General features: G+C 64.1%; 24 protein-coding genes and 1 tRNA gene. 14 read left to right on the top strand and 11 right to left on the bottom strand.

What is annotated here, in order from left to right; translation table 11 throughout:
* Positions 1–7: 7 nt before the first annotated feature.
* Together ACXYN8_RS09565 and ACXYN8_RS09560 are read right to left on the bottom strand one after the other, a co-directional pair.
* Positions 8–772 carry a class II aldolase/adducin family protein gene (locus tag ACXYN8_RS09565; protein WP_458889201.1) on the bottom strand — a complete coding sequence of 255 codons (765 nt, stop codon included), beginning with the start codon at positions 770–772 and terminating at the stop codon, positions 8–10.
* 263 nt (positions 773–1,035) lie between these two features.
* Positions 1,036–3,366 carry an EAL domain-containing protein gene (locus ACXYN8_RS09560; protein WP_458889200.1) on the bottom strand — a complete coding sequence of 777 codons (2,331 nt, stop codon included), beginning with the start codon at positions 3,364–3,366 and terminating at the stop codon, positions 1,036–1,038.
* A gap of 176 nt (positions 3,367–3,542) precedes the next feature.
* Between ACXYN8_RS09560 and glpD the strand changes: the two genes are divergently transcribed.
* Positions 3,543–5,039, top strand: a complete 1,497-nt coding sequence (gene glpD / locus ACXYN8_RS09555; RefSeq protein ID WP_458889199.1) for a glycerol-3-phosphate dehydrogenase — start codon at positions 3,543–3,545, stop codon at positions 5,037–5,039.
* On the opposite strand, the gene ACXYN8_RS09550 is transcribed toward glpD, so the two are convergent.
* Positions 5,036–5,761, bottom strand: coding sequence for an Nmad3 family putative nucleotide modification protein (locus ACXYN8_RS09550; protein WP_458889198.1), 726 nt, complete (start codon positions 5,759–5,761; stop codon positions 5,036–5,038). The genes glpD and ACXYN8_RS09550 overlap by 4 nt on opposite strands.
* Positions 5,762–5,836: 75 nt before the next feature.
* Between ACXYN8_RS09550 and putA the strand changes: the two genes are divergently transcribed.
* The 5 genes from putA to ACXYN8_RS09525 all read left to right on the top strand — a co-directional run bounded on the left by putA (position 5,837) and on the right by ACXYN8_RS09525 (position 11,717).
* Positions 5,837–8,959 (top strand): bifunctional proline dehydrogenase/L-glutamate gamma-semialdehyde dehydrogenase PutA, encoded by a 3,123-nt coding sequence (putA, locus tag ACXYN8_RS09545; RefSeq protein ID WP_458889197.1) that lies wholly within the window; start codon positions 5,837–5,839, stop codon positions 8,957–8,959.
* 55 nt (positions 8,960–9,014) lie between these two features.
* Entirely contained in the window at positions 9,015–9,542 is a 528-nt protein-coding gene (locus ACXYN8_RS09540; RefSeq protein WP_458889196.1) for a hypothetical protein, read from the top strand.
* 31 nt (positions 9,543–9,573) lie between these two features.
* The gene (locus tag ACXYN8_RS09535; protein ID WP_458889195.1) at positions 9,574–10,572 is read left to right on the top strand and encodes an NAD-dependent epimerase/dehydratase family protein; all 999 of its coding nucleotides are present in this window, start codon (positions 9,574–9,576) and stop codon (positions 10,570–10,572) included.
* Positions 10,573–10,618: 46 nt separating this feature from the next.
* Positions 10,619–11,173, top strand: coding sequence for a dCTP deaminase (dcd, locus tag ACXYN8_RS09530; RefSeq protein WP_458889194.1), 555 nt, complete (start codon positions 10,619–10,621; stop codon positions 11,171–11,173).
* Between the two features lie 85 nt (positions 11,174–11,258).
* Positions 11,259–11,717: a DoxX family protein gene (locus tag ACXYN8_RS09525; protein WP_458889193.1), complete on the top strand. Its 459-nt coding sequence runs from the start codon at positions 11,259–11,261 to the stop codon at positions 11,715–11,717.
* A 2-nt stretch (positions 11,718–11,719) separates the two neighbouring features.
* On the opposite strand, the gene ACXYN8_RS09520 is transcribed toward ACXYN8_RS09525, so the two are convergent.
* Both ACXYN8_RS09520 and ACXYN8_RS09515 read right to left on the bottom strand, forming a co-directional pair.
* Positions 11,720–13,888, bottom strand: a complete 2,169-nt coding sequence (locus tag ACXYN8_RS09520; protein WP_458889192.1) for a TonB-dependent receptor — start codon at positions 13,886–13,888, stop codon at positions 11,720–11,722.
* 107 nt (positions 13,889–13,995) lie between these two features.
* Positions 13,996–14,070 (bottom strand) — tRNA-Gly (locus ACXYN8_RS09515).
* A gap of 171 nt (positions 14,071–14,241) precedes the next feature.
* On the opposite strand from ACXYN8_RS09515, the gene ACXYN8_RS09510 reads away from it, so the two are divergent.
* Both ACXYN8_RS09510 and ACXYN8_RS09505 read left to right on the top strand, forming a co-directional pair.
* Entirely contained in the window at positions 14,242–15,159 is a 918-nt protein-coding gene (locus ACXYN8_RS09510) for a tetratricopeptide repeat protein (protein WP_458889191.1), read from the top strand.
* A 4-nt stretch (positions 15,160–15,163) separates the two neighbouring features.
* Positions 15,164–15,775: an LON peptidase substrate-binding domain-containing protein gene (locus ACXYN8_RS09505; RefSeq protein WP_458889190.1), complete on the top strand. Its 612-nt coding sequence runs from the start codon at positions 15,164–15,166 to the stop codon at positions 15,773–15,775.
* 4 nt (positions 15,776–15,779) lie between these two features.
* Here ACXYN8_RS09505 and ACXYN8_RS09500 read toward each other — a convergent pair whose 3' ends face one another.
* The 6 genes from ACXYN8_RS09500 to argB all read right to left on the bottom strand — a co-directional run bounded on the left by ACXYN8_RS09500 (position 15,780) and on the right by argB (position 19,878).
* Complete coding sequence (locus tag ACXYN8_RS09500) at positions 15,780–16,400, bottom strand: MarC family protein (RefSeq protein WP_458889189.1); 621 nt, start codon at positions 16,398–16,400, stop codon at positions 15,780–15,782.
* Between the two features lie 7 nt (positions 16,401–16,407).
* Complete coding sequence (locus tag ACXYN8_RS09495; RefSeq protein ID WP_458889188.1) at positions 16,408–17,166, bottom strand: hypothetical protein; 759 nt, start codon at positions 17,164–17,166, stop codon at positions 16,408–16,410.
* Positions 17,163–18,059, bottom strand: coding sequence for a bifunctional methylenetetrahydrofolate dehydrogenase/methenyltetrahydrofolate cyclohydrolase FolD (gene folD / locus ACXYN8_RS09490; protein WP_458889187.1), 897 nt, complete (start codon positions 18,057–18,059; stop codon positions 17,163–17,165). Before folD ends, ACXYN8_RS09495 begins: the two co-directional genes overlap by 4 nt.
* Positions 18,056–18,349 carry a YggT family protein gene (locus tag ACXYN8_RS09485; protein ID WP_458889186.1) on the bottom strand — a complete coding sequence of 98 codons (294 nt, stop codon included), beginning with the start codon at positions 18,347–18,349 and terminating at the stop codon, positions 18,056–18,058. The genes folD and ACXYN8_RS09485 overlap by 4 nt, the downstream gene beginning before the upstream one ends.
* A gap of 108 nt (positions 18,350–18,457) precedes the next feature.
* On the bottom strand, positions 18,458–18,982 hold the full coding sequence (locus ACXYN8_RS09480; protein WP_458889184.1) for a hypothetical protein: 525 nt from the start codon (positions 18,980–18,982) through the stop codon (positions 18,458–18,460).
* Complete coding sequence (argB, locus tag ACXYN8_RS09475) at positions 18,979–19,878, bottom strand: acetylglutamate kinase (protein ID WP_458889183.1); 900 nt, start codon at positions 19,876–19,878, stop codon at positions 18,979–18,981. The genes ACXYN8_RS09480 and argB overlap by 4 nt, the downstream gene beginning before the upstream one ends.
* Positions 19,879–19,963: 85 nt before the next feature.
* Between argB and ACXYN8_RS09470 the strand changes: the two genes are divergently transcribed.
* The 6 genes from ACXYN8_RS09470 (at position 19,964) to ACXYN8_RS09445 (ending at position 23,279) form a co-directional block, all read left to right on the top strand.
* Positions 19,964–20,359, top strand: coding sequence for a hypothetical protein (locus ACXYN8_RS09470; RefSeq protein WP_458889182.1), 396 nt, complete (start codon positions 19,964–19,966; stop codon positions 20,357–20,359).
* A gap of 89 nt (positions 20,360–20,448) precedes the next feature.
* Complete coding sequence (locus tag ACXYN8_RS09465) at positions 20,449–20,898, top strand: thermonuclease family protein (RefSeq protein WP_458889181.1); 450 nt, start codon at positions 20,449–20,451, stop codon at positions 20,896–20,898.
* Between the two features lie 9 nt (positions 20,899–20,907).
* On the top strand, positions 20,908–21,678 hold the full coding sequence (gene ppk2 / locus ACXYN8_RS09460; RefSeq protein ID WP_458889180.1) for a polyphosphate kinase 2: 771 nt from the start codon (positions 20,908–20,910) through the stop codon (positions 21,676–21,678).
* A 57-nt stretch (positions 21,679–21,735) separates the two neighbouring features.
* Positions 21,736–22,197: a DUF4870 family protein gene (locus tag ACXYN8_RS09455; RefSeq protein ID WP_458889179.1), complete on the top strand. Its 462-nt coding sequence runs from the start codon at positions 21,736–21,738 to the stop codon at positions 22,195–22,197.
* A 197-nt stretch (positions 22,198–22,394) separates the two neighbouring features.
* Positions 22,395–22,829 carry a hypothetical protein gene (locus tag ACXYN8_RS09450; RefSeq protein WP_458889178.1) on the top strand — a complete coding sequence of 145 codons (435 nt, stop codon included), beginning with the start codon at positions 22,395–22,397 and terminating at the stop codon, positions 22,827–22,829.
* Positions 22,830–23,042: 213 nt separating this feature from the next.
* A complete protein-coding gene (locus ACXYN8_RS09445) occupies positions 23,043–23,279 on the top strand; it encodes a hypothetical protein (RefSeq protein ID WP_458889177.1) in 237 nt (78 codons plus the stop codon).
* Positions 23,280–23,316 lie beyond the last annotated feature (37 nt).

Raw genomic sequence — 23,316 nt, 5'->3', positions numbered from 1 at the left:
CCTGGCGTCAGTCGCGCCAGCTCGGATCGATCCGGTCGATCTTGCGCTTCCAGGCTTCGAAGTCGAGCACCCCCGCCTCGCTCTGGCTCGCCATGACCGAAAGGTCGCGCTGGTGCACGGAAACGACGTCGTTCTCGACATGCGCCGGATTGCCCATGCCGAGCGTCGCGACCTGGATTTCGCACGCCCTCTGGAGCGACCACATCTGGACGAACATCTGCTGGATTGTGCGGCCCATCACGACGGGGCCGTGATTGCGCAGCATCAGGATATTGCCCTTGCCCAGGTTCTCAAGCAGGCGCTCGCCTTCTTCAGGCCTAACGGTAACGCCCTCGAAATCGTGGTAGCCGATCCTGCCGACGAAATTGCAGGCGTAGAAGTTCGTCGGCAACAGCCCGTCCTTGTGACTGCACACGGCCATGGTCGCAGTGGTATGCACATGGCATATGGCCGTCGCGCGCTCACCGCCGTGTTTGTGGAAGTAGCTGTGCTGAGTGAAACCGGCCTTGTTCACCGGATATTGCGACGAGCCGAAATTGTTACCATCGACATCGATCTTGACGAGGTTGGATGCGGTCACCTCGTCATACAGGAGGCCGAACGGGTTGATGAGGAAGGTGTCTTCTTCCTCCGGCACGGCCACCGAAATATGGTTGTAGATGGACTCGCCCCAGCCGAGGTGGTCGAAGATACGGTAACAGGCGGCAAGGTCCTGACGAACCTTCCACTCTTCGGCTGACATTTCTTGCGATGGGCGGATCTGCGTAGCCATTTCGTACTCCTCTTCGAAAAGCTATCGCACGGCATGGCGGTGCTACGCAATGCCCGCAACTTCTCCCGACAGGACACGAAAAAGGGCCCCCGCTTGCGCGGGGACCCCGTAATTCGGCTATTGGGTTAGCTTAACGGTGTCCAGAACCGATAAACCAATCCCAGAAGCCACGGCCTGCGGGCCGCTTCACGTTACGTGAGGTCATAGTGGGCCTCCTGTTGGTAGGCCTTAATAATGCGTTAAACACTCAAGTAAGTAAAGCTTTAACCAACATCTATCGCCGCGGGCCTCGTAACTAGTTCAGCTTGTTGAAATTGCGAGAACTTTTTCTCGTCGAGCGGATGGGAAATGCCATAGCCCTGCACCATGTGGCAGCCCGAATCGCGCAGTACGGCAAGAATTTCTTCGTTCTCCGCGCCTTCCGCAACGATGGTGATTCCCGTATCGATGCCGAAAGTAATCAGCATCTGTGCGATAGCTTTTGCCTTGGCACTGCGCGTGATTTGCGCAGTAAAAGCCCGGTCGATCTTCAATTCGTCGAATGGCAGGCGCAGCAGAGTTTCCAAACTTGCTGCTCCCACTCCGAAATCATCGATCGAAAGCCGCACGCCGATCAGACGCAATCGCTCCATCACGCTACGCGCCACCTCGTAATCGGCAATGCGCGATGTCTCTGTAATCTCGAGCACGAGTTTCCGAGGATCATATCCACTCTCCGCCAGCGCGCGTTCCACCATATCGGTCAGGCGGAAGTCCCGAAGCAAAGTGGCGGAGATGTTCACCGACATCGTGAATTCGGAATTGTGCCGGACAAACAGTTTCGCGGCTTCGAGCGAGCGTTCAAGCACGTGCTGGGTAAGGTGATCCATCCGCCCTGCGTGCTCGCACTGCTCGACGAAATAGGACGGCGAAACCGAGCCGCGCTCCGGATCATTCCAGCGAACCAAGGCTTCTGCGCCCATGACTTTGCCAGTCGCCAGATCGATCTGCGGCTGGAAAACGGGAAAGATATGACCGTTGGCCAGAGCTTCGTCGATCTTCGCCTGTAGCGAGATACTCCACCACATGTCGCCTTCGGAAGCGACCTCGGCGAAAAGAACTGGCTCGTGGGCTTCCGTTGTGCGTTCCAGCGTCGAACTGGCGCCAGCCATCTTGCGGGCCGCATCCCGCTCGCCGGTATTATCGCACGCGAACGTAATGCCGACATCGACCGCGCTGCCTCGCACCAAAAGCGGGTGCGCAAAGATAGCACGCAAACCACGCAGGTGGCTTTCCAGCATCGCTGGATCAGCCGCCGGTGCCAGCCAGCCGAGGTATTTGCCGCCATTGCTATAAACGACCAATTCCTGATCAGCGATGCGGAACCGGCTAGCGATTTGCTGTACGTACTCTCCGATTGCACCTGCTCCGAGCGTCGTCGTGACCTCGTCAAAGCGGTGGATCTTGGCCATGACGACTGCAGTTGCACCGGGATTGGGGGACTTGGCGAGCGCTGCCTTCATTGCAGCGAACGTCGGCAGCCCGATCACTTCATCATGCATTTTTTGCTGAAGTTTTCGACGTGCCACGTGCCGCTGCACTGAGTAGAGGGCTAGGAACACCAGTGACGGTGCAAGCAGCGGCAGAATTCGCAGCTCCGAGAATACTGGGATCAAGACGATCGGCGAAAGCCCGATCGCGATATATGCGATCTTGCGGACCTTACGATTTTTGAGCCACCAGATAGTGCTGAGAATAGCCAAAAGATAGAGTGCCAGCAGCGCTTCCGCTGGCACCCAAGGCCCTTGACCGCGCTTGAGCGTCTCCGCTGCATAGATCGAGGTGAAGGAGCGTGGAAGCAGGATCTGGCCAGGCGCAGCTGCCGCGCTTTCCGAAGACCATTCAGGTCCAATCAGAACCTGCTTTCCCGCAAATTGAGCAATCTGATCAGGCGAATTGCTGTCTCTTTCCCAATCAATGGCGGAAAGCTTTACCGATGGGATGCTGCTGACATCAAAATTGTACGCGATTGGAAACGACGCTTCAGGCTGTTCCGCGTCACCGGCCATCCGGACCGCCAGGGAATCGAAGACCTCGCCTTGCCACGAGCGGCGCGGCTCCATGAACCAGGAGATGCCAGAGAAATCGACGAAATTGTCGCTGAACAATTCATCCGCTTTTCCTCGGATTTGCGGGCGCGAACGAACCAATTTGGGCTGGCGCCCGGGCATGTTCCGCATGCGGGTTGTCAGCGAAACGTCTTCCCCCAAGTCAGCGACCGCTTGGCCGAGTTTCGCATCCGCCGCCGCCATCGATGGGCTTTCAAACACGAAATCCAGGTAGACGTGGTCGGCGCCGGCCGCCTTGAGCGCCGTCATCGTTTCGGCAAGCTGCATTCGATCCTGCGGCCGCGAGGCTGCCGCGAAGTCGCTTCGGGTTTCGATAAATACGATCTCGCCCGAGACGGGTTGCAGATCGATCCGCGACTTCCACATCCAGACAAACCGATCGAGCGGGTCGAGCAGGGTCGACAGGCCCAGGACGAGCGCGATCACCGCGGCGATCAGGGCGTGCCGGGTACGTTCGTAAGGAAGGATTCGCGCAAGACGTTTCATCGGTTGGACGTTTCGCTCCCCTGCATTGGCAGGGCATCTTCTCCATTGCCTAGGTTCGACCGTCTCCCCTACGCATGAAGCGTAAAGATAGTATTTACCATCGACCCCGCGCATTTCCCCGACCTGCGCCGGCACGGCGCTTTCACGGGCACGCCCGCCATGCAATAGGTCCGGACATGGCCCACGACAGAACCGACAGCGAAGAGCGCATCGATCTTCTGGTCGTGGGTGGCGGGATCAACGGATGCGGCATTGCGCGCGACGCGGCCGGGCGCGGCCTCAAGGTCCTGCTTTGCGAGAAGGACGACCTCGCGCAGCACACGTCCTCGGCAAGCACGAAGCTGATCCACGGTGGCCTGCGCTACCTCGAGCACTACGAGTTCCGCCTGGTGCGCGAGGCGCTGACCGAGCGGGAGGTGTTGTGGCAGATGGCGCCGCACATTATCTGGCCGATGCGCTTCGTCTTGCCTTACGACCGGGGTCTGCGCCCGGCATGGATGTTGCGGCTCGGGCTGTTTCTCTACGATCATATCGGCGGTCGCAAGCGGCTGCCCGCCACCCGGCGCGTCGATCTTCACGCGCAGCCCTTCGGCGGCGTCTTGCAGGACCGCCTGACCAAGGGTTTCGAATATTCGGACTGCTGGGTCGAGGATGCGCGGCTCGTCGCGCTCAATGCAATGGATGCACGGGATCGCGGTGCCACCGTCCTCACCCGCACGGCCTGCACCAGGCTGGAACGGCGCAGCGACCATTGGCGCGCCACGCTCGCCGAACGCGATGGCAGTGAGCGCGTCGTGCTGGCGCGTGCCGTGGCCAATGCCGCTGGCCCGTGGGTCGACGATGTCGCCGGTCTCACCGGCGATGGAACGCGGCAGAAGCACGTGCGACTGGTGCAGGGCAGCCACATCATCATCCGATGCAAATATCCCGGCGGACAAGCCTTCATCTTCCAGAACGGCGATGGCCGGATCGTCTTCGCCATCCCGTATGAGCGCGATTTCACCCTGATCGGTACGACCGACCGGCTGTACACCGAAGACCTCGATGCGGTGCGGATCAGCGAGGACGAGACCGACTACCTGCTTTCTGCCGCGTCGGAGTATTTTGCGGAGCCCGTTTCCCGGGCAGACATCGTATCGACCTATTCCGGTGTGCGGCCATTGTTCGAGGATCATTCGAGCGACAACGCGCATGTGACGCGAGACTACGTTCTCGACGTCGACGCAGGCCACCGCCAGCCGCCGATCCTGTCTGTCTATGGCGGGAAGATCACGACTTACCGGCGCCTTGCCGAACACGCGATGGACGATCTTGCGAAATATCTGCCCAAAGCCAGCGGTGCCTGGACACGTGGGGTAGTTCTCCCAGGCGGCGATATACCGCATGGCGATTTTCCGCTGTTCGAGCGCGTGATGCAGGAGGCCCATCCCTCTGTCGAAAGGCAGACCCTGCATCGCCTGCTGCGCGCATACGGTACGCGGGCCGAGCCGCTCCTCGCAGCGCCGGGTCCGACAATCGCCGATGATGTCACCGAGGCTGAATTGACATACCTCGCGGCGCAGGAGTTTGCTCGCACCGGCGAGGACGTTCTGTGGCGACGCAGCAAGCTGGGGCTCCATCTGGATGCTGCCGCGCAACAGGCGATCACCGACTGGATGACAAGGAACGCCTAGGTTTCCAGCCAGCGCTCCAGCTGCTTCAGCCATGTCCGGGGTGCTGCGCGATTGCCGACATCGGCCACGAATTCCTGCCCCCGCGCGACGCTTTGCAGACGATTGCCCGGCAGCCAGCGCTCGGCGCGGTCGTGATAGCTCAGCCCAACGCGCTTGAGCCATGGGGGAACGTTCCACAGGCTGACCGGCCCGCCCGGCACTGTCAGTCGTAATTCGCGGCGGTCGCTTCGTGCAAGGCGGGAGTGTCCGCGATAGATCGTGTCATTGGCCGCGTGCATGGCAAGTGCGTGCGGGTGGCCGTGCGAAACGAGTTCTGCGTGAGGTGCAGCGGGGTCGAGCCGAGTAACCTCCTCCACTGTCATCATGCCGAAAATCCGGTGATGCCGTTCCTTGCTCGCTTCTTCAGCGAACAGTCCGAAGAACACGAAAACATCGCCCCGGTCCACGCCGCGGTTGGACAGATGGGTCTGCGCCGCACCGCACTGGCCGAACAGGCACACGCCAATGTCGAGGAACATCGGATCGTGATGGCACAGGTCCTCGCCCCCAAGTTGGCCCCGGCTTGCCTGCGCGACGTATGGCGCAAGACCCAGATCGGCGTAACTCGTACTTGAGGCTACGCCCGCCGGGATCGGCAGGCTGATGGGTACGCCGTTCACGATCGGCGAAGGCCCGCCGCCTGATCCGCTGTCGAAACCCTTGCGAGAAAACACGATGCGCATGGCCCTGTCGCTAGCCAGCCGCCGTGCGCCGACGCAACGCTTGATTGCAGATGTAACCGGGTGCAGGGGGCCGCCATGACTCTAGACCGCTCCGCGATCCGCACTGCCTACCGCCTGAACGAACACGACTGCATCGACGCACGCCTGAAACAGGCCGCACCCGTCTCGCGCCTTCACGGCAGCGCGCAGTCCATTGCCGCCCGCCTGATCGATGGCGCCCGCGCACAGAAGGCCAGTGGCATCGATGCCTTCCTGCATACCTACGGCCTCGCAACGGAGGAAGGCATCGCGCTGATGTGCCTTGCCGAAGCGCTCCTGCGTGTGCCCGATTCCCGAACCGCCGACGCCCTGATCCACGATAAACTGTCCGGCATCGACTGGGCCGAGCATCTGGGCGAAAGCCCTTCCACCTTCGTCAATGCGGCGACCTTCTCGCTCATGCTGACAGGCGAAGTGCTCGACGCACCGCAGGAAGCGCAGCGCGGCATGGGCGCGACCCTTCGCCGCACCGCCAACCGCCTCGGAGAGCCGGTGATCCGCAAGGCCACCTTGCAGGCGATGCGCATCCTCGGCGGGCAGTTCGTGTTCGGTCGCACGATGAAGGAAGCGCTGAAACGCGCCGCGCCGGAACGGGCAAAGGGCCTGACACACAGCTTCGACATGCTCGGTGAAGCGGCAATGACCTTTGCCGACGCCGCGCGATACGAACGCGCCTATGAGGATGCGATCGATCGGCTGGCGAGCGAAGCGACAGGCAGCATCACGACGTCTCCGGGCATTTCGGTCAAACTGTCCGCCCTGCACCCGAAATACACCTTCCTCCATCAGCAGCAGGCGGTCGACGAACTGTTCCCGATCGTCCACCGCCTCGCCAGCAAGGCGCGCGATGCGGGTGTCCACTTTACCATCGATGCGGAAGAGGCCGACCGGCTGGAGCCGTCGCTCGACCTGTTCGAGGAACTGGTGAAGCAGGATGACCTGTTCGCCGGTGGCTGGACCGGATTCGGCCTTGCCGTGCAGGCATATCAGAAACGCGCCGCGCCGCTGTGCGACTGGGTGGTGAAGCTGGCGCGCAAGCACGACCGCAAGCTGATGGTCCGGCTGGTCAAGGGCGCCTATTGGGATACCGAGATCAAGCTAAGCCAGGTGGGCGGGTTTACCGATTACCCGGTGTTCACGCGCAAGATCGCGACCGACGTGTCCTACCTCGCCTGCGCGGCAAAGCTGATCGCCGCGACCGAAGCGGTCTACCCAGCCTTTGCCACGCACAACGCCTACACCATCGGTGCAATCAAAGCCTTGGCAGCGGAGCATGGTGCTGACGGCGCCTTCGAGTTCCAGCGTCTCCACGGCATGGGAGAGGACGTCTACGGCGCCCTCGCCCGCGAGGAAGAACGGCAGGGCCAGCCGCGCACGGCGGTGCGGATCTATGCGCCGGTCGGCAATCACAAGGACCTTCTGGCCTACCTCGTGCGCCGCCTGCTGGAGAACGGGGCGAACAGTTCTTTCGTCAATCGCATGGCCGATGCCGACGTGCCGGTCGAAGACCTCACCACCGACCCGGTGGCCGAGCTTGCCGCGCTTCAGCCCAGGCGCAATCCCGCCATTCCCCTGCCGACAGAGATCTTTCCGGGTCGCGAGAACAGCGCCGGTATCGACCTCTCCGACCCGCTGGTGCGCGAGCCTCTGATCAAACGGATCGAGGCGCTGCATCACGTGCAATGGCACGCCGCGCCGACCTTCCCATCCACCGCCGAACAGGGCGAGATCGCGCCGATCACCATGCCGCAGAACCTCGGCATCGAGATCGGAACACGGCGGGATTCGCTGGCATCAGAAGTCGCCGATGCCATCGGCCGTGCTTCGGTCATGCAGCCGGGCTGGAACGCGCTGGGCGGCGAGAAGCGCGCCGTGCTGCTCGACGAATGCGCCAACCATTTCGAGGCGCATACGGACGAGATCCTCTCGCTGTGCATTCGCGAAGCGGGCAAGACGCTGCCCGACGCGGTCCTCGAACTGCGCGAGGCGGTCGATTTCCTGCGCTATTACGCGAACGAGGCGCGCCGTATGTTCGCGGGCAGCTTCGCCCTCCCCGGCCCAACGGGCGAGGAGAACCGCATCACCATGGCCGGGCGCGGGGTTTTCGCGACCATCAGCCCGTGGAACTTCCCGCTGGCGATTTTCATCGGGCCTGCCGCAGCCGCACTTGCCGCCGGCAACACGGTCATCGCCAAGCCTGCCGAACAGACGCCGCTGATCGCTGCACTGGCAGTGAAGCTGTGCCACGATGCAGGCATCCCGCCGGAAGCATTCCAGCTGGTGCCTGGCGCCGGCGATGTTGGACAGATGATAACCTCCGACCCGCGCCTTGCAGGGGTCGCATTCACAGGATCGACGGAAACGGCGCAGGCGATCAATCGTACGCTGGCTGCGCGCGAAGGGCCGATCGCGACCTTCATCGCGGAAACCGGCGGACAGAACGCCATGATCGTCGACAGTTCCGCCCTGCCGGAACAGGTCACGCGCGACGTGGTGGCAAGCGCTTTTCAGAGCGCGGGCCAGCGCTGCTCGGCGCAGCGGATGCTCTATCTGCAAGAAGACGTTGCGGACGAGATGCTGACCATGATCCGCGGCGCCTTCGACGCACTGACGGTGGGTGATCCCGCGAAACTTTCCACCGATGTCGGACCGGTGATCGATCCCGATGCCAAGGCCGCGCTGGAACGCCACGTCGCCCGCCGCAAGAAAGCCGGGCGGCAGGTCTGGCGGCAGAAGCTGCCGCGCGGAACGGGCGATGGCTGCTTCGTCGCGCCGACCATAATCGAACTCGATTCGATCCTCGATCTGAAGCGGGAGAACTTCGGACCCGTGCTGCACGTTGCGCGGTACAAGGCCAAGGATCTCGACAAGGTGCTGCAAGACATCGGCGCGACCGGCTACGGCCTGACGCTGGGCCTTCACAGCCGGATCGAGGCAACCTGGCGCTTCGTCGAGGCACGCGCGCGGGTGGGCAATCTCTACATCAACCGCAACCAGATCGGCGCGGTGGTGGAAAGCCAGCCGTTCGGCGGCGAGGGTCTTTCCGGGACCGGGCCCAAGGCCGGCGGCCCGCACTACGTCGCACGCTTCGCGACGGAGCGCGTCGTTTGCATCGACACGACCGCAGCGGGCGGCAACGCCACCTTGCTGGCGCAATAAGTCACGTCCATGATTTCATTGCACGTTCAGCCGACGGTCCGCTAACAGCGCGGCCATGTTCCGCTATCTCGCGATCCTTTTCGCCAGTCTCGCCGCGCTTATCGCCAGTCCGGCGATGGCTGATGTCGACGTGCACTTCCACAGCTTCAACGGCTCGCTGTTCGGCGGCCGCTATCCGCACACCTTCGTGGTGTTCGAAGGCGAGCTGGAGGATGGCAGGAAGGTCATGGAAAACTACGGCTTCAGCGCGAAAACGGCATCTCCTGCCGTGCTCGCGGGGCCCGTCACGCACATGGTGATCAGCGAGAAGCCGAAGTATCTCAAGACCACCAACCGGCATTTCACCATTACGGTCAGCGACGCGAAATTTCGCGAGATGCGTGCCGAGGTGTTCCGCTGGCGTGATGCGCCGGGCAAGTATTACGATCTCAAGACGCGCAACTGCATCCACTTCGTCGGAAAGATGGCGCAAATGGCGGGCTTGTCGGTAGACTACCCCGAGAACATGCTGCGCAAGCCCAAGGCGTGGCTCAATCACATCACGGCGCGCAATCCGTCGCTGGGGGCGAAGCAAATAGACTAGGCTGCCGCTGGCGGCAGCAAACGGGGGTTAGATGGGAATTCTGGTAACGGGGGCAGCCGGCTTCATAGGCTCGGCGCTGGCGCAAGTTCTGCTGGCGCGGGGTGAGGACGTCATCGGCGTCGACAATCTCAACGACTATTACCAGGTTTCGCTGAAGCAGACGCGCCGCGACCGGCTGCGCACGGCAGGCGGCGATCGCTTCACTTTCTACGACCTCGATTTCTCCGACATGGACCGGCTGCACGAACGGCTCGTGCGGCATGACATCGACCGCATCGTTCACTTGGGTGCGCAGGCGGGCGTGCGGTACTCGATCGAAAACCCGCACGCCTATGTGCGCGCCAACCTGGCGGGCCACCTGAACATGCTCGAGCTGGCGCGGCAGCGTTCGGTGCGGCACATGGTCTATGCCTCGTCCAGTTCGGTCTACGGCGGCAACGAGAAGATGCCGTTCGCTGTCGGAGACCGCGTGGATCACCCCGTCTCGCTCTACGCCGCGACCAAGCGCGCGGACGAACTGATGAGCGAAACCTACGCTCACCTCTACCGCCAGCCGCTGACGGGTTTGCGCTTCTTCACCGTCTACGGTCCGTGGGGGCGACCGGACATGGCCTACTGGATGTTCACCGACAGCATCCTGCGCGGCGAGACGATCCAGGTATTCAACGGCGGCGACATGTACCGCGACTTCACCTACATCGATGACATCATCGCGGGCGTGGTCGCCTGCCTCGATGGCCCGCCGCAGGACAATGGCGCGGAAAAGCCCGGTGGCAGCGTCGCACCGCACGCGCTCTACAACATCGGCAATTCCCGCTCCGAACACCTGATGAAAGTCATCCAGATCATCGAGGAAGCCTGCGGGCGCGAAGCCTCGATCAAGATGCTGCCGATGCAGGCCGGCGACGTACATCGGACCTACGCCGACATCAGCGACATCCAGCGCGACTTTGGGTACGAGCCGAGCACGTCGATCGAGGTCGGTCTGCCGAAATTCGTGGATTGGTTCCGCGAATACCACGGCAGATGACGCCGCGCACCTTGCCCCGCCCCTCCGCTTGGGGAACAAGCGGCACATGGCGATTCTCAGCGACAAGTGGATACGGCAGAAAGCGACTGCCGAAAGCATGATCGAACCCTTCGTGGAGGCGCAGCGGCGGGAGGGGTGCATCTCCTACGGCCTGTCCTCCTACGGTTACGATGCGCGGGTGGCGGACGAATTCAAGATCTTCACCAATGTCGACAGCGCGGTGGTCGACCCCAAGGATTTCGCCGCCAACAGCTTCGTCGACCGCCAGACCGATGTTTGCGTGATCCCGCCCAACAGCTTCGCCCTCGCCCGCACGGTCGAATATTTCCGCGTGCCCGAAGACGTGCTGGTCATCTGTTTGGGCAAGAGCACCTATGCGCGCTGCGGCATCATCGTGAATGTCACCCCGCTGGAACCCGGCTGGGAAGGTCATGTGACGCTGGAGTTTTCGAACACCACGCCGCTGCCTGCGAAAATCTACGCGAACGAAGGTGCGTGCCAGTTCCTGTTCCTGCAAGGGAACGAGCGGTGCGAGACGAGCTATCGCGACCGCGCGGGCAAGTACATGGGCCAGCAGGGCGTCACGCTGCCGCGGCTCTGACATTCTCCCCCCGGCACTTAAAGCGCCGTGAGGAGTTGATGCTGCAAGAACGGGCGCAATGCCCGCGATGCAGGGAGCCGTAGCCATGTCATTTCTCGCCGCACTCATCGGTCGCATCATGCTGGCCGTAATCTTCATTCTCGCCGGCATTCAAAAGCTGTTCGATCCGTCCGGCGCGGCGCAGATGCTGGCCAACGTGAACCTGCCGCCCGCGCTTGCCCTGCCCACCGGGGTGTTCGAGCTTGTCGCGGGGCTGCTGCTGGCGATCGGGCTGATGACGCGGCTGACGGCGATCGTGCTGGCGGCCTTCACCCTGCTGACAATCTTCTTCTTCCACAACCAGTTCGGCGATCCGCTTCAGGGTGCGATGGCGCTGAAGAACCTCGCAATTACGGGCGGTCTGCTGATGGTCTTCGCCTACGGCCAGGTGCGCGGCACCTATGATTCCTTCCGGGCCGACCGGCGCGCCCACAAGGCGGAACTGCGCGCCGCCCATGCGGAAGGCAAAGCCGAAGGCGCTGCCCACCGCACGGTCGTCGACTGACGCTAGAAGCTGCTGCGCAAGCTCAGCTTGAAGTTGCGGCCGGCCAGCGGAACGAAATCCTTGGTGAAGCTGGCGTGGCGGCGACCGTTGACGTCGAAGATATTGTCGACCTTGGCCAGCACCGTCAGGCTGTTGTTGCCGCGCAGGGGTTTCCAGGCAAGCGAGGCGTTGACCATGGTAAAGTCCTCAGTCGCAGTCTCTTCCGGCGCGATCCGGTCCTGCTTCGCGAACCACTCGACCTCCGCGCGGGCATCGAACTGCTCGCCCTGCCATTCCAGCCCGCCGAGCAGGCTGAGCGGAGGGATGCGGGGGATCGGCGTTCCGTCATCGAGCGTAGCGCGGACGTAGTCTCCGCTGACATCCGCCACGATCCGGCCTGAGGAAAGATCGGCCAGCGGCAGCGTCACCTCGCCTTCCACCCCGAAATACTGCGCGTCCTGTTGCAGGTAGGAGTAAACCGGCAGGCCGTCCTCTTCCGCACCTGTCGCGTTGAGGTAGATGTAGTCGTCGAACCAGTTCTTGTAGACTGCCACGCTGATCTCCGCCGGTCCGACCGCGCCGCGCAGATAACCTTCCGCGCCCCACGCCGATTCCTCGCGCAGATCGGTGTCGCCGATCTCGAATGCCTGCGTCGCGATATGCGGGCCGTTGGCGAACAGTTCCTCGGCGCTGGGCGCACGGGTGGCTCGCGTCAGGTTCGCGCCGAGCGCCAGACCGTCGGCGATGTCGTAGGACCCGCCCAGCGCGCCCGAGAAGGTGTCGAACCGGCGATCCACGCCCAGCGTGTCGGCAGCGACCTCGGTGTGCTCCCACCGCGCCGCCGCTTCCACGCCGAAACCGCCGAAGTCGAGTTCCTGCAGGGTGAACAGAGCGAACTGGTCGGTGGTGTTGGGCGCGATGTATGCCTCGGCCCCGACGGCCTGGAAATCGCGCGTGTAGAACTGGCCGCCCAGCGACCCGCCCCAGTTGCCACGCCGACGCTGCGCCAGCTCTGCGCGCGCTTCGAAGCCAGTGACGTCGAACACCGTGCCAACTTCGTCGCCTTCGAACTCCGTATGGGTGTAGTCGCTATATCCAGCGCGCACGCGCAATTCTTCGAACGCCGAACCTTCGAAGTGTGCGGTCGCGCGGAAATCGCCGCGGTACTGGCGCAGGCCGATGGAGACGTTCTCCTCGCCTTCTTCCTCCGCCTCGTCGCCCGGCTCGTCCTCGCCTTCCGCGTGGTGATGACCGACGCCGGGGCGCCCCGGAATGCCGTAGGCAGTGTCGAACACGCTGAAGGATGCGCCCACTTCCAGCTTGTCGCCGATAAAGGCGAGCCCGGCACCGGTGCTCCAGGTCTCGGTCGCCGTGTTGGGCACGAAACCGCGTTGATTTGCCGCCTCGCGCAATTCGTTCGCTTCGTCGAACTCGCCCTCGGCTTCCTCGATGGCCGAGTCGGCGAGCAGGTCGGCCCGCAATGCCGGTGCGACGGCGTAACCGGGAACCTCGACATCGTTGGTCGTGCGATACGAACCATCGACATGGGCGACGAAATTGCCGCCGATCGGCACGTCGAGCGACCCGCCGATCTCGGCAAGGTCATAGGCCGTGTCCATGCCAGCCAGCACGTCGACATGAAAAGGCTCGTTCAGCGCCGTACGCGGGATACGCTTGTCGATGATGTTCACCGCGCCGCCGATCGCGCTGCTGCCATAGAGCAGCACGGCGGGGCCGCGCAGGACGTCGATGCGTTCCGCCGTCAGCGGGTCGAGGCTGACGGCGTGATCGGCCGATACGTTGGACGCGTCTATGCCGCCGATCCCGTCGGTCAGCACCCGCACACGCTCGCCGGAAAAGCCGCGCAGCACGGGACGCGACGCGCCGGGGGAGAAGCTGGTTGCCGATACGCCGGGGAGTTTCGCGAGCACTTCGCCAACCTGCCCCGCCATGTTGCGCTGCAATTCCTCGCCACTCATCACCGAGGTTCCGGCAAGAATATCCAGTCGTTCGAGACCCGCAGCGGTGACGACGATCTCTCCGTGATAGTCGTCATCCGCAGCCTGAACGCGCGAGGTCTGCCGCGCACCCGTCTCCCTTTCCTGATCCTGCGCGGCCGCAGGCACTCCGACGAGAAGCGAAAGCGATGCCGCGGCGATGGAAAGCGAGCTGGTCTTGGAAAGAAAGGTCATGCAACGTCCGTGAATGTTATAATGTCACGCGGACGTCTACACGAGGCATGTTGCATTGCAACAGCGCTGGTCGCGCCGGCAAGGCCGTTCGTCGGATGTCGGAAAAATGGAGCGGGCGAGGCGATTCGAACGCCCGACCCTCACCTTGGCAAGGTGATGCTCTACCCCTGAGCTACGCCCGCTCACTGACGTTCCCGAAGCCAAGGCTTCGTGGGGAGGCGCGCGGTTAGCACCGCCCCGCATACCTAGCAAGGCAAAAATCGCACCCTTCAAAAAGCTGTGCTAGATCCCACATTGCTGCGGGGCTTTCCGCCCGCCTTATATATTCACGACAGGAGCACACCTTGGCCAGCATGGGTCTCAATATAGACGAACAGAAAGCCGTGGACCGGTTCCGGACCGATGTGGTCGAACCTTCCATGAGCAAGCTGGTGATCCTCGATTTCTGGGCCGAGTGGTGCGGACCGTGCAAGGCATTGACCCCGGTGCTCGAAAAGGTCGCGGCAGAATACGCCGACAAGGGCGTGGTGCTTGCCAAGGTCAATGTCGACGAAGAACAGTTCATCGCCTCGCAGTTCCAGGTGCGCTCGATCCCGACGGTCTATGCGATGTTTCAGGGACAGCCGGTCGCCGACCTCACCAATGCGCGCAGCGAAGGACAGCTCAAGCAGATGCTGGACCAGTTGCTTGAGCAGCTGCCGCTCGATCCCGATGCGCAAGGCGGTGCCGCGGGTGAACCGCAGCAGGACGTGCAGCAGTTCCTCGACATGGGGGAGCAGGTGCTGGCCGATGGCGATACGCAGCGCGCTGCCAGCGTCTTCGCACAGGTCGTGCAGATGGACCCGGACAACGCGGCCGCCCATGCCGGGCTGATCCGCGCGATGGCTGCGGCGGACCAAGTCGATCAGGCGCAGGCGGCATTCGATGCCCTCCCGCCGGAGCTGGCGTCCGACCCGGCGCTCGATGCTGCCAGAAGCGCGATCGAACTCGCGCGCGAAAAGCCCGACGATGCCCAGCTTGTCGCTCTGCGCGACGCCGCAGCGGCCGATCGCTCGAACCAGCAGGCGCAGCTCGATTTCGCGACCGCGGCCTTTGCCGCGGGACAGCGTGAAGACGCCGCCGACACGCTCCTCGCCCAGATCGAGCGCGATCCGGAATGGCAGGAAGGCGCGGCCAAGGCCAAGCTGTTGCAGATCTTCGAAGCAGTGGGGCTGGAAGACCCCTGGGTCTCCGCCACGCGTCGCCGCCTCTCGATCCTGTTGTTCGGGTAAGCGCATGAGCCAGCGGCTGTCGATTTTCCCCCTTACCGGCGCGATCCTTTTTCCGGGTCTGCAATTGCCGCTCCACATCTTCGAGCCGCGCTATCGCGCCATGGTGTCCGACGCACTTGCGCGCGACCGGCGGATCGGCATGATCCAGCCCATCGGCCCGGACAGCGGAGACGAGCTGTTCAAGATCGGCTGCGTCGGCCGCATCGGCGATGTCGAAGCGCTCGACGACGGGCGTTACAACATCATCCTCGAAGGCGAATCCCGCTTCCGTATGATTGGGGAGCGGAACGTCACCACGGCCTTTCGCCAGATTGACGCGGAACTGATCGACGATACCGACGACGAAGTGCTCAGCGCAGTCGAACGTGCAGGGTTCGAGAGCGAGGCGCGGACCTTTGCCGATATGCAAGGCTATGCCGTGGACTGGGATTCGGTCGAGCGGCTCGACGATCTGACGCTGATTAACGGCGTTTCCCAGATCGCTCCGTTCGACGGGGCGGCGAAGCAGGCCTTGCTCGAAGCGCCGACCTTGCGCGAGCGTTGCGAAATGCTGATCCAGCTGATGCAGTTCTTCGGGCGCAGCGATCCGGACGAGGAACGCGTCACGCTGCAATAGCGGGTCAGATGCCGAAGCTGTTGCGCAGCCCGTCGATCACATATTGCGCCGCCAGCGCGGCAAGCAGAACTCCGAGCAACCGCGTCACCACCGCCTCCACGCGGTCGCCGAACACGCGCATCAGCGGGCCGGCCGCGATCAGCGCCAGCATGGTCAGCACCAGCACCGCGGCGAGAGCGGCGAGCACGATGAACGTCGCCTCGGTCCCCTGCGCCTCGTTCTGAAGGAGCATGATTGCAGCGATTGCCCCAGGACCGGCCAGCATCGGCATGGCCATGGGGAACACGGACACGTCCTCGACCTGTTCGGCCACGACTTTCTCCGCGCGCTCCTCCCTTCGCTGGGTCCGCTTCTCGAAGACCATCTCGAAGGCGATCCAGAACAGCATCAGCCCGCCTGCGATACGGAAGCTGTCGAGTTCGATATGCAGGGCGGCGAGCAATTGTTCGCCGAACAGCGCGAAAATGACCAGGATGATGGCCGCGATCACGCAGGCACGGACCGCCATGACGCGCGACTGCGCCGGTGTCGCGCCTTTCGTCAGCCCGGCATAGATCGGGGCGCAGCCCGGCGGGTCGATCACCACGAACAGAGTGATGAAGGCGGAGACGAAGAGTTCGCTCACGCGCGGGTCAGTTCGACGTTGCCGGGGCGAAGCGCTGGTCAAGCGCGGTCTGCCATTCGCCATCGCGCAGCCAGGTCGCGACGAAGTGCCGCTCCCCCGTTTGCGAGTGCGCCCAGGTATAGGACAGCGTGCCGTCCCGCGAACTGTACTCCGGATTTGTCGAGCGCGCGGCTGCGAGCGCTGGGGGCATGGCCGCAACATCCTCTCTGGCGCGCGCGCAATCTGCGGTGCGGCCTTCGATCGAATCGATCCCGGTCACCACGATGTCGAACTCGCCGCGCGGTGCCTCGGGAGGCGGAGCGGGGGGTTGCGGATTGTCGGGTGCGCCGACGTCGTAAACCCATTTGTAGCTGCGGTCAGGCTGCTGTTGCCACACGGTGACGAAGGTGCCGACCTTCCGGTTGGGATCGAGAAAGCGCCCCTGGCTGACCGCCAGCGAGCCGTCGCAGCTCATCCAGACCGCGCGGGGCGCCCATTGCACGGCCTCTGCCGGGTCGGATTGCGCGGCGAGCCAGCCTGCCGCCGCGATGCCGCCGCCGCGGCCATGCAGGATCGCTCCGGGCGCCGCATATTCCGCAAAGGCCGTCCATTGCCCCTCGTCCCGCGCGGCGCGGGCAAAGGCCTTTTCCACCGCGACGATCTGCCCCGGCTGCGCGGCACCCGGCGCACTTTGCAGGGCGCGGTCGATCTGGGTTCTGGTGAACCGCGGGGCCTGCTGGGAACAGCCTGCCAGCGCTAGCGCGATCAGGGCGATGACGTATTTCAAAGCGCACCCTCGGGCAGATCCAGCCCTTCGTTCCGATAGGCGGCGACGATGGTGTTCCGCAGCAGGACCGCGATGGTCGTAGCGCCGACGCCGCCCGGCACGGGCGTGATCGCGCGCACGTGGGGCGTCGCCTCGTCATAGGCAACGTCGCCGACGATGCGCCCCTTGTCCTCGCCCGGTTCCGGCTCCAGCCGGTTGATGCCACCGTCGAGCACGATCGCGCCGGGTTTCAGCCAGTCACCGCGAATGAGGTTCGGCACGCCCACGGCTGCCACCACGATATCCGCGCGGCGCAGCACATCGGGCAGGTCGCGAGTGCGGCTGTGCGCCATGGTGACGGTGCAATTCTCGGCAAGCAACAGCTGGGCCATCGGCTTTCCGAAGAGGATCGAGCGGCCGACCACCACGGCGTCCATGCCGGACAGGTCGCCAACCAGAGCGCGCAGGATCATGATGCAGCCCAGCGGCGTGCAGGACACCAGCGCATCCATCCCCAGCACCAGTCGGCCCGCGTTGGCAGGCGTGATGCCGTCCACGTCCTTGTCGGGGTCGATTTCCGCGATGACCGCCTTTTCGTCGAGGTGCCTGGGCAGCGGAAGCTGCACGAGGATGCCGTCGACATTGGGATCGGTGTTCAGTTTCCGCACCAGATCGACGAGTTCGTCCTGCGGCGTTTCGGCGGGCAGGCGATATTCGAAGCTTTCCATGCCGGCAGCGAGTGTCGCCTTGCCCTTGGCACGAACGTAGACCTGGCTCGCGGCATCCTCGCCCACCAGCACGACGGCAAGGCCCGCCTTGCGCTCCGCTTGCCGTTCGAAGGCAGCGGCGTGAGTCGCGACCTTCTCGCGCAGGCCGGCAGCGAATGCCTTCCCGTCGATCATCTGCGCACTCATGCGTAGCTATACGCCAGATTGGTCAGGATGATCTGCAGGATGGTCAGCCCGATGATCAGCACCAGCGGCGAAAAGTCGATTGCGCCGGCATTGGGCATGATCCGTCGGATCGGATTGAGTACCGGCCGCAGCAGCGCGTCGATCGAGGTGTAGACCTGCGTGATGAACTGGTTGCTCGCATTGATCACATTGAACGCGAACAGCAGGCCGATCACGAACTGGATGATGATCAGCATCACCAGCACGTTGATCAGGACGTCCAGTATCTGGACCAGGGTAACGAGTAACACGGGCGAAGTGCCTTTCCTTTGCGAGCGGTGTTCCGACTGGCGGACCGCCCCGTTTGCCTGTTCTCTAGCGGATGAAGCGAAACTGTATCAACAGCGCTGCAAACGTCCTCAACGACGCGCTTGTTCGAGCGGTTCGACGAAGCTGGAAGACTGGATCGTCCACTGCAACTGCTCCTCGCTCGCGCCGTCGACATCATTGACCCGGCGCAGCACGATTTCGCCGTCCTGCGGGTCGCTGTCACCGTCGCCGTCGGTCAACGTGCCGGTGACCGTGCAATAGAGCGAGCCTGCCGCGCCCTCCTCGCGGACGTCGGTTAGCGCGAGGCGTGGCGAATTGTAATCGGCGAACAGCGCATCCAGCCGCGCGTCGTCGATCACCGGATCGCGCCAGAATTCTGCCGCGAAGGCGAATTGTCGCATCTGCAGGGCGCCGGAATAGGCCTGCACCACGGTGCGACAGTCGCGACTGACGCGCGCTGCCATCTGCTCCGCCGTCGGGCCGACCGGCTGCGGCGGCCGGGGCGTTTCCGTTCCGACGGGATCGTCCTGTGCCGTTGTCACCTGATCGCCGGGCGCCTGATTGCAGGCGAACAGCGCGAGAGCCGGAAGAAGCAGGCCAGTGCGACGCATCACGCGCCTTCCGCCCGGATAAGAGTGCCCGCACCGCGCGCGGTGAAGAACTCGAGCAGCATGGCATGCGGCACTCGCCCGTCGAGCACGACCGCTGCGTCGCACCCAGCCTCCACCGCATGGGTGCAGGTTTCGAGCTTGGGGATCATGCCGCCGCTGATCGTGCCGTCTTCGCGCAGCCGCGCAACATCGGCGGGCGTCAGGTCGCTCAGCAATTCGCCCTGCTTGTCCAGCACGCCGGTCACGTCGGTCAGCAGGAACAGCCGCGCTGCGCCCAGCGCCGCCGCAATCGCGCCGGCCATCGTATCGGCATTGATATTGTACGTCTGGCCATCCGCGCCCGCTCCGATGGGCGCGACCACAGGGATCATGCCCGATGCGCTGGCGGTCTCCAGGATCGTGGTATCGACCATCGCCGGCTCACCGACGAAGCCGAGGTCCACCGCCTGCTCGATCTGGCTGTCCGGGTCCTTCATGGTGCGCTGCACCTTGGTGGCGGTGACGAGGCCGCCATCCTTTCCGGAAATGCCGATCGCCTTGCCGCCCGCCTGAGCGATCCAGCCGACCAGTTCCTTGTTGATCGCGCCCGACAGCACCATTTCGGCAATCTTGGCCGTTTCGGCGTCGGTGACGCGCAGACCATCGACGAACGTGCTTTCGACACCCAGTTTCTTCAGCATGTCACCGATCTGCGGGCCGCCGCCGTGCACAACCACCGGATTGATCCCGACCGCCTTCAGCAGCACGATGTCTTCGGCAAATTCGCGAGCGGCCTTGGGGTCGCCCATCGCGTGGCCGCCGTATTTCACGACGAAGGTGCGTCCGGCGTAGCGCTGAAAATAGGGCAGCGCCTCGATCAGGGTCTCGGCCTTGGCCAGCGTGGTGGTGTCGGTGCTCATACGCGCGGCGCTTTAGCGGCTCGGCGGCGCGAGGGAAAGCGGAGTCGCTCTTGCGTCCGCGCTTGGGCGAGATAGAGTGCCGGCCATGCGCATCGCCCGTCTTGCACCGCTGATGGCAGCCTTTCTCGCCACCAATGCGTGCGTCACCCGGCCCGGCCCGCCCGATTGCCCGGCGAGCGACAACTGGCGCGCGGCGATCGCCCCTGCCCCGGATGCCGCCAACGGCAGCGTGCTCACCGTCGTCGGAGAGGTCGCGGTGCCGCCCGGCCACACCGCACGGCTCCGCCCTGGCCTGACCGACCGGATGATGCCGCCGGGCCAGCGCTTCGAACTGCTGGTATTCAACGACCCCGGCCAGCGTGGCGGTTGGCAGGAAGTTCGCGGTACCCTTGCGCCTGCACTTCCCGCCTACGGGCGCGTGATCATCGGCTGCGGCGGCGAAACCGTGGCTACCATCGACATGACGGCACCGTCGGACTGACGCGACGCATGGCGAAGCCGCCGCGCTTCCACACCCGCCCATTCCCGCGCCGAAAACGGCGGAGGCGCTTGTGGCCGCGATTGCGGCCCTTGCTGACGTTCGTCCTGCTGCTTGGTGCGTTCCTTGTGTTCCGCCAGTTCACCCTCGTGCCGGAGCAGTGGGCACCTGCGCCGCGCGGACTTTCCATCTGCGGATCGGGCCCCAGTGCGGCGGGCTGCGTAATCGATGGCGATACCATCGCGATCGGCCAGCGTCGCATCCGCCTGACCGGCTACAATGCGCCCGAACTGGCGGGCGAATGCGCGGCGGAGACGGCCCTCGCCCTTCGCGCGCGCGACGAACTGCACCGCTGGATCAATGCCGGGCCGGTCAGTTTCGATGGTGGGACGCAGCCGCCTTATGACAAGTACGGGCGCGAACTGCGCGCAGCGCGCCGCGTCGCAGCTAATGGCCGAACCGAAGACCTCGCCACCCACATGATCGATGCCGGGCTCGCGCGATCCACCGGATGGGGTGCGGTGCGCGGCGGGTGGTGCTAGGCTGGCGCGATGAAAAGCGTAACTTACGAAGAATTGCTCGAGCCGCTCGAGCTGGAACTCGTCGCCATGGCCCGCTGGGCGAAGCACACCGGCGCGCGGATCGCCGTCCTGTTGGAAGGGCGCGACACGGCTGGCAAGGGCGGCACGATCAAAGCCATTCGCGAACGGATCAATCCGCGCCAATGCCGCACGGTCGCCCTGTCCAAGCCGACCGAGGCGGAGAGCACGCAGTGGTATTTCCAGCGCTACGTCCCGCACCTTCCTGCGGCAGGGGAAATCGTGCTGTTCGACCGCAGCTGGTACAATCGCGCGGGTGTGGAGCGGGTCATGGGCTTCGCTTCGCCCGAGCAGGTCGATGCTTTCCTTCGCGACGTGCCGGTGTTCGAGAAACTGCTGACCGACGACGGCATCCACCTGTTCAAATACTGGCTCAGCTGCGACCAGGCGCACCAGGAAGAACGCTTCGCGGAACGGTTGGACGATCCGCTCAAGCGCTGGAAGCTCTCGCCCATCGACATCGAGGCGCGCAGCCGCTTCGCCGACTACACCGCCGCGCGCGAGGCGATGTTCGCGGCGACGCACACGGGCCACGCGCCGTGGACCGTGGTCGATTACAACGACCAGAAGCACGGGCGGCTGACGCTGATCCGCGACCTGCTGGACCGGCTGCCCGATTTCGACGTGCCGGCGCCGCCGCTCGACTGGCCTGCGCTGGACCATCCGCCGCTGGACGAGGACTTCTCCGCGCTGCGCCCGATACCGCCCTACCCGCTTCCGTGACTCCGACGCGGCGCTCCGCTACGTTGTGCGGCAGGGACCAGACGAGGGAAAGGCAGCATGAGTGATCCGCGCAACAATGGCGACCTGTCCGGACAGCGAGCCGACCTGACCGGACAGCGGGATGCCGATCTCGGCCAGGCCCCGCCGCCCCATGACCCGCTGCGCACCGAACCACCCGCCAACAGCGGCGGTTTCGAGGCGAACCAGCCGACCATCGTCACGCTTCTGTACCTCGCCGGGGTGATCACCGGAATCACGGCAATCGTCGGCGTGGTGCTGGCCTATATCTGGAAGTCCAATCCCCATGCGGAATGGGAGACGAGCCATTACGACTACCTCATCCGCACGTTCTGGATCGGGCTGATCGGATCGATCGTCGGCGCGGTACTGACGGTGGTGCTGATCGGCGTGCTGATCCTCGTCGCGGTGGCGGTGCAGGTGCTGATTCGCACGATCTTCTCCCTCATCGCGGCGCAGAAACGCGCACCGATGCCCAATCCAGACAGCTGGACGATCTGATTTCTGCGCTCGATCGCGGCCCGATCACGGTCCGAAAAGTGAACCGCGGATAAACCTGCGCTAAACCGCAAATGAACGGCCTCATCCGGTCGTTTTTCGGCGCTCGTTTCGTCGCTAAGCGTGGAGCCAGCCGCCGTTTTGCGCGTCATCACTGTCCCTGCCCCGCAATTACGGGGCGACGAATTGGGATTGTGAATATGAAGACCATCGTACTCCTCGGCGCCGCCGCCCTCGCCATGAGCGCCACCGCTGCGCAGGCCCAGCTGGTCGGCAAGGTGACCGGCCAGGCACAGGCCACGACGAACGCCGCGGCAGGCCCGCTGGCCGCTGGCACCGACACCACTGTCGCAGCGGATGTCGAGACGGAAGCCGCGACCGACCGCGCGACCACCGGGACCACTGCCGCCGCAGAACGCGTCGCGGGCACTGCGGAAGTCGCCGCCGACACCGCGGCGACCACGGTCGACAGCTCCACCGCCCGCGCGATCGACGCGCTGGACGCGGCGACCGACAACACCGCCAACGCAAACCTCGGCGCCAGCGCCACGGCACCGGGCAAAAGCGTCTCTGCCGATGCCAGGGTGAAGGCCGAGACGCGGGCTGACACGGAAGCAGGCTCCGACCCCGAATAACCCGATCCGTCCGGCAGGAGCGTGACGATTCCCTCCCCCTCCTGACCTCCTGACCGGACGCAAAGGGCGCGCTGCTCCCCCTCCCCTTGGCAGCGCCCCGGACCCGAGAGAGGCGGCACTCATTTTCCGAGTGTCGCCTCTTTTCGTGTGCATAAGCGGTTTGCACGACATTAGCGGCTTGCGCGGTGGTTCGCGTTTTGTTCTATGAGCGGCATGACCAAGATTCGGCTCAACACCCTGCTCGACTTCCTGAATCACGGTTACATGGTGCAGATCTTCTGCACCGCCTGCGGGCACAAGCTGGAGGTGCAGCCGATGCGCCTGATCCGGCGCTGTCAGCGCAGCGGCCAGCCGATGCACATCCACAAGCTGCAACGCCACCTGCGCTGCTCGAAATGCCGGGAGAAACGGGCCGAGATCTACCCCGGCGGCTACGTCATTTCCGAATGAGCCGACCCGCGCGCCAGCGTAGGACGACCCCGGCGGC

This window comes from Altererythrobacter sp. CAU 1778, from assembly GCF_054482795.1.
The sequence above is the reverse complement of the archived record's forward strand: the minus strand, read 5'-3'. Positions and strand labels throughout refer to the sequence as shown.

Excerpts from the sequence above, each read along its gene's own strand:
- ppk2 (WP_458889180.1), top strand. The coding sequence starts at position 20,908 with ATGAAAAGCGTAACTTACGAAGAATTGCTCGAGCCGCTCGAGCTGGAA.
- ACXYN8_RS09505 (WP_458889190.1), top strand. The coding sequence starts at position 15,164 with ATGAGCCAGCGGCTGTCGATTTTCCCCCTTACCGGCGCGATCCTTTTT.
- ACXYN8_RS09550 (WP_458889198.1), bottom strand. The coding sequence starts at position 5,761 with ATGCGCATCGTGTTTTCTCGCAAGGGTTTCGACAGCGGATCAGGCGGC.
- ACXYN8_RS09560 (WP_458889200.1), bottom strand. The coding sequence starts at position 3,366 with ATGAAACGTCTTGCGCGAATCCTTCCTTACGAACGTACCCGGCACGCC.
- folD (WP_458889187.1), bottom strand. The coding sequence starts at position 18,059 with ATGAGTGCGCAGATGATCGACGGGAAGGCATTCGCTGCCGGCCTGCGC.
- ACXYN8_RS09535 (WP_458889195.1), top strand. The coding sequence starts at position 9,574 with ATGGGAATTCTGGTAACGGGGGCAGCCGGCTTCATAGGCTCGGCGCTG.
- ACXYN8_RS09455 (WP_458889179.1), top strand. The coding sequence starts at position 21,736 with ATGAGTGATCCGCGCAACAATGGCGACCTGTCCGGACAGCGAGCCGAC.
- ACXYN8_RS09470 (WP_458889182.1), top strand. The coding sequence starts at position 19,964 with ATGCGCATCGCCCGTCTTGCACCGCTGATGGCAGCCTTTCTCGCCACC.
- ACXYN8_RS09520 (WP_458889192.1), bottom strand. The coding sequence starts at position 13,888 with ATGACCTTTCTTTCCAAGACCAGCTCGCTTTCCATCGCCGCGGCATCG.
- ACXYN8_RS09510 (WP_458889191.1), top strand. The coding sequence starts at position 14,242 with ATGGGTCTCAATATAGACGAACAGAAAGCCGTGGACCGGTTCCGGACC.
- glpD (WP_458889199.1), top strand. The coding sequence starts at position 3,543 with ATGGCCCACGACAGAACCGACAGCGAAGAGCGCATCGATCTTCTGGTC.
- putA (WP_458889197.1), top strand. The coding sequence starts at position 5,837 with ATGACTCTAGACCGCTCCGCGATCCGCACTGCCTACCGCCTGAACGAA.
- ACXYN8_RS09450 (WP_458889178.1), top strand. The coding sequence starts at position 22,395 with ATGAAGACCATCGTACTCCTCGGCGCCGCCGCCCTCGCCATGAGCGCC.
- ACXYN8_RS09565 (WP_458889201.1), bottom strand. The coding sequence starts at position 772 with ATGGCTACGCAGATCCGCCCATCGCAAGAAATGTCAGCCGAAGAGTGG.
- argB (WP_458889183.1), bottom strand. The coding sequence starts at position 19,878 with ATGAGCACCGACACCACCACGCTGGCCAAGGCCGAGACCCTGATCGAG.
- dcd (WP_458889194.1), top strand. The coding sequence starts at position 10,619 with ATGGCGATTCTCAGCGACAAGTGGATACGGCAGAAAGCGACTGCCGAA.
- ACXYN8_RS09445 (WP_458889177.1), top strand. The coding sequence starts at position 23,043 with ATGACCAAGATTCGGCTCAACACCCTGCTCGACTTCCTGAATCACGGT.
- ACXYN8_RS09540 (WP_458889196.1), top strand. The coding sequence starts at position 9,015 with ATGTTCCGCTATCTCGCGATCCTTTTCGCCAGTCTCGCCGCGCTTATC.
- ACXYN8_RS09525 (WP_458889193.1), top strand. The coding sequence starts at position 11,259 with ATGTCATTTCTCGCCGCACTCATCGGTCGCATCATGCTGGCCGTAATC.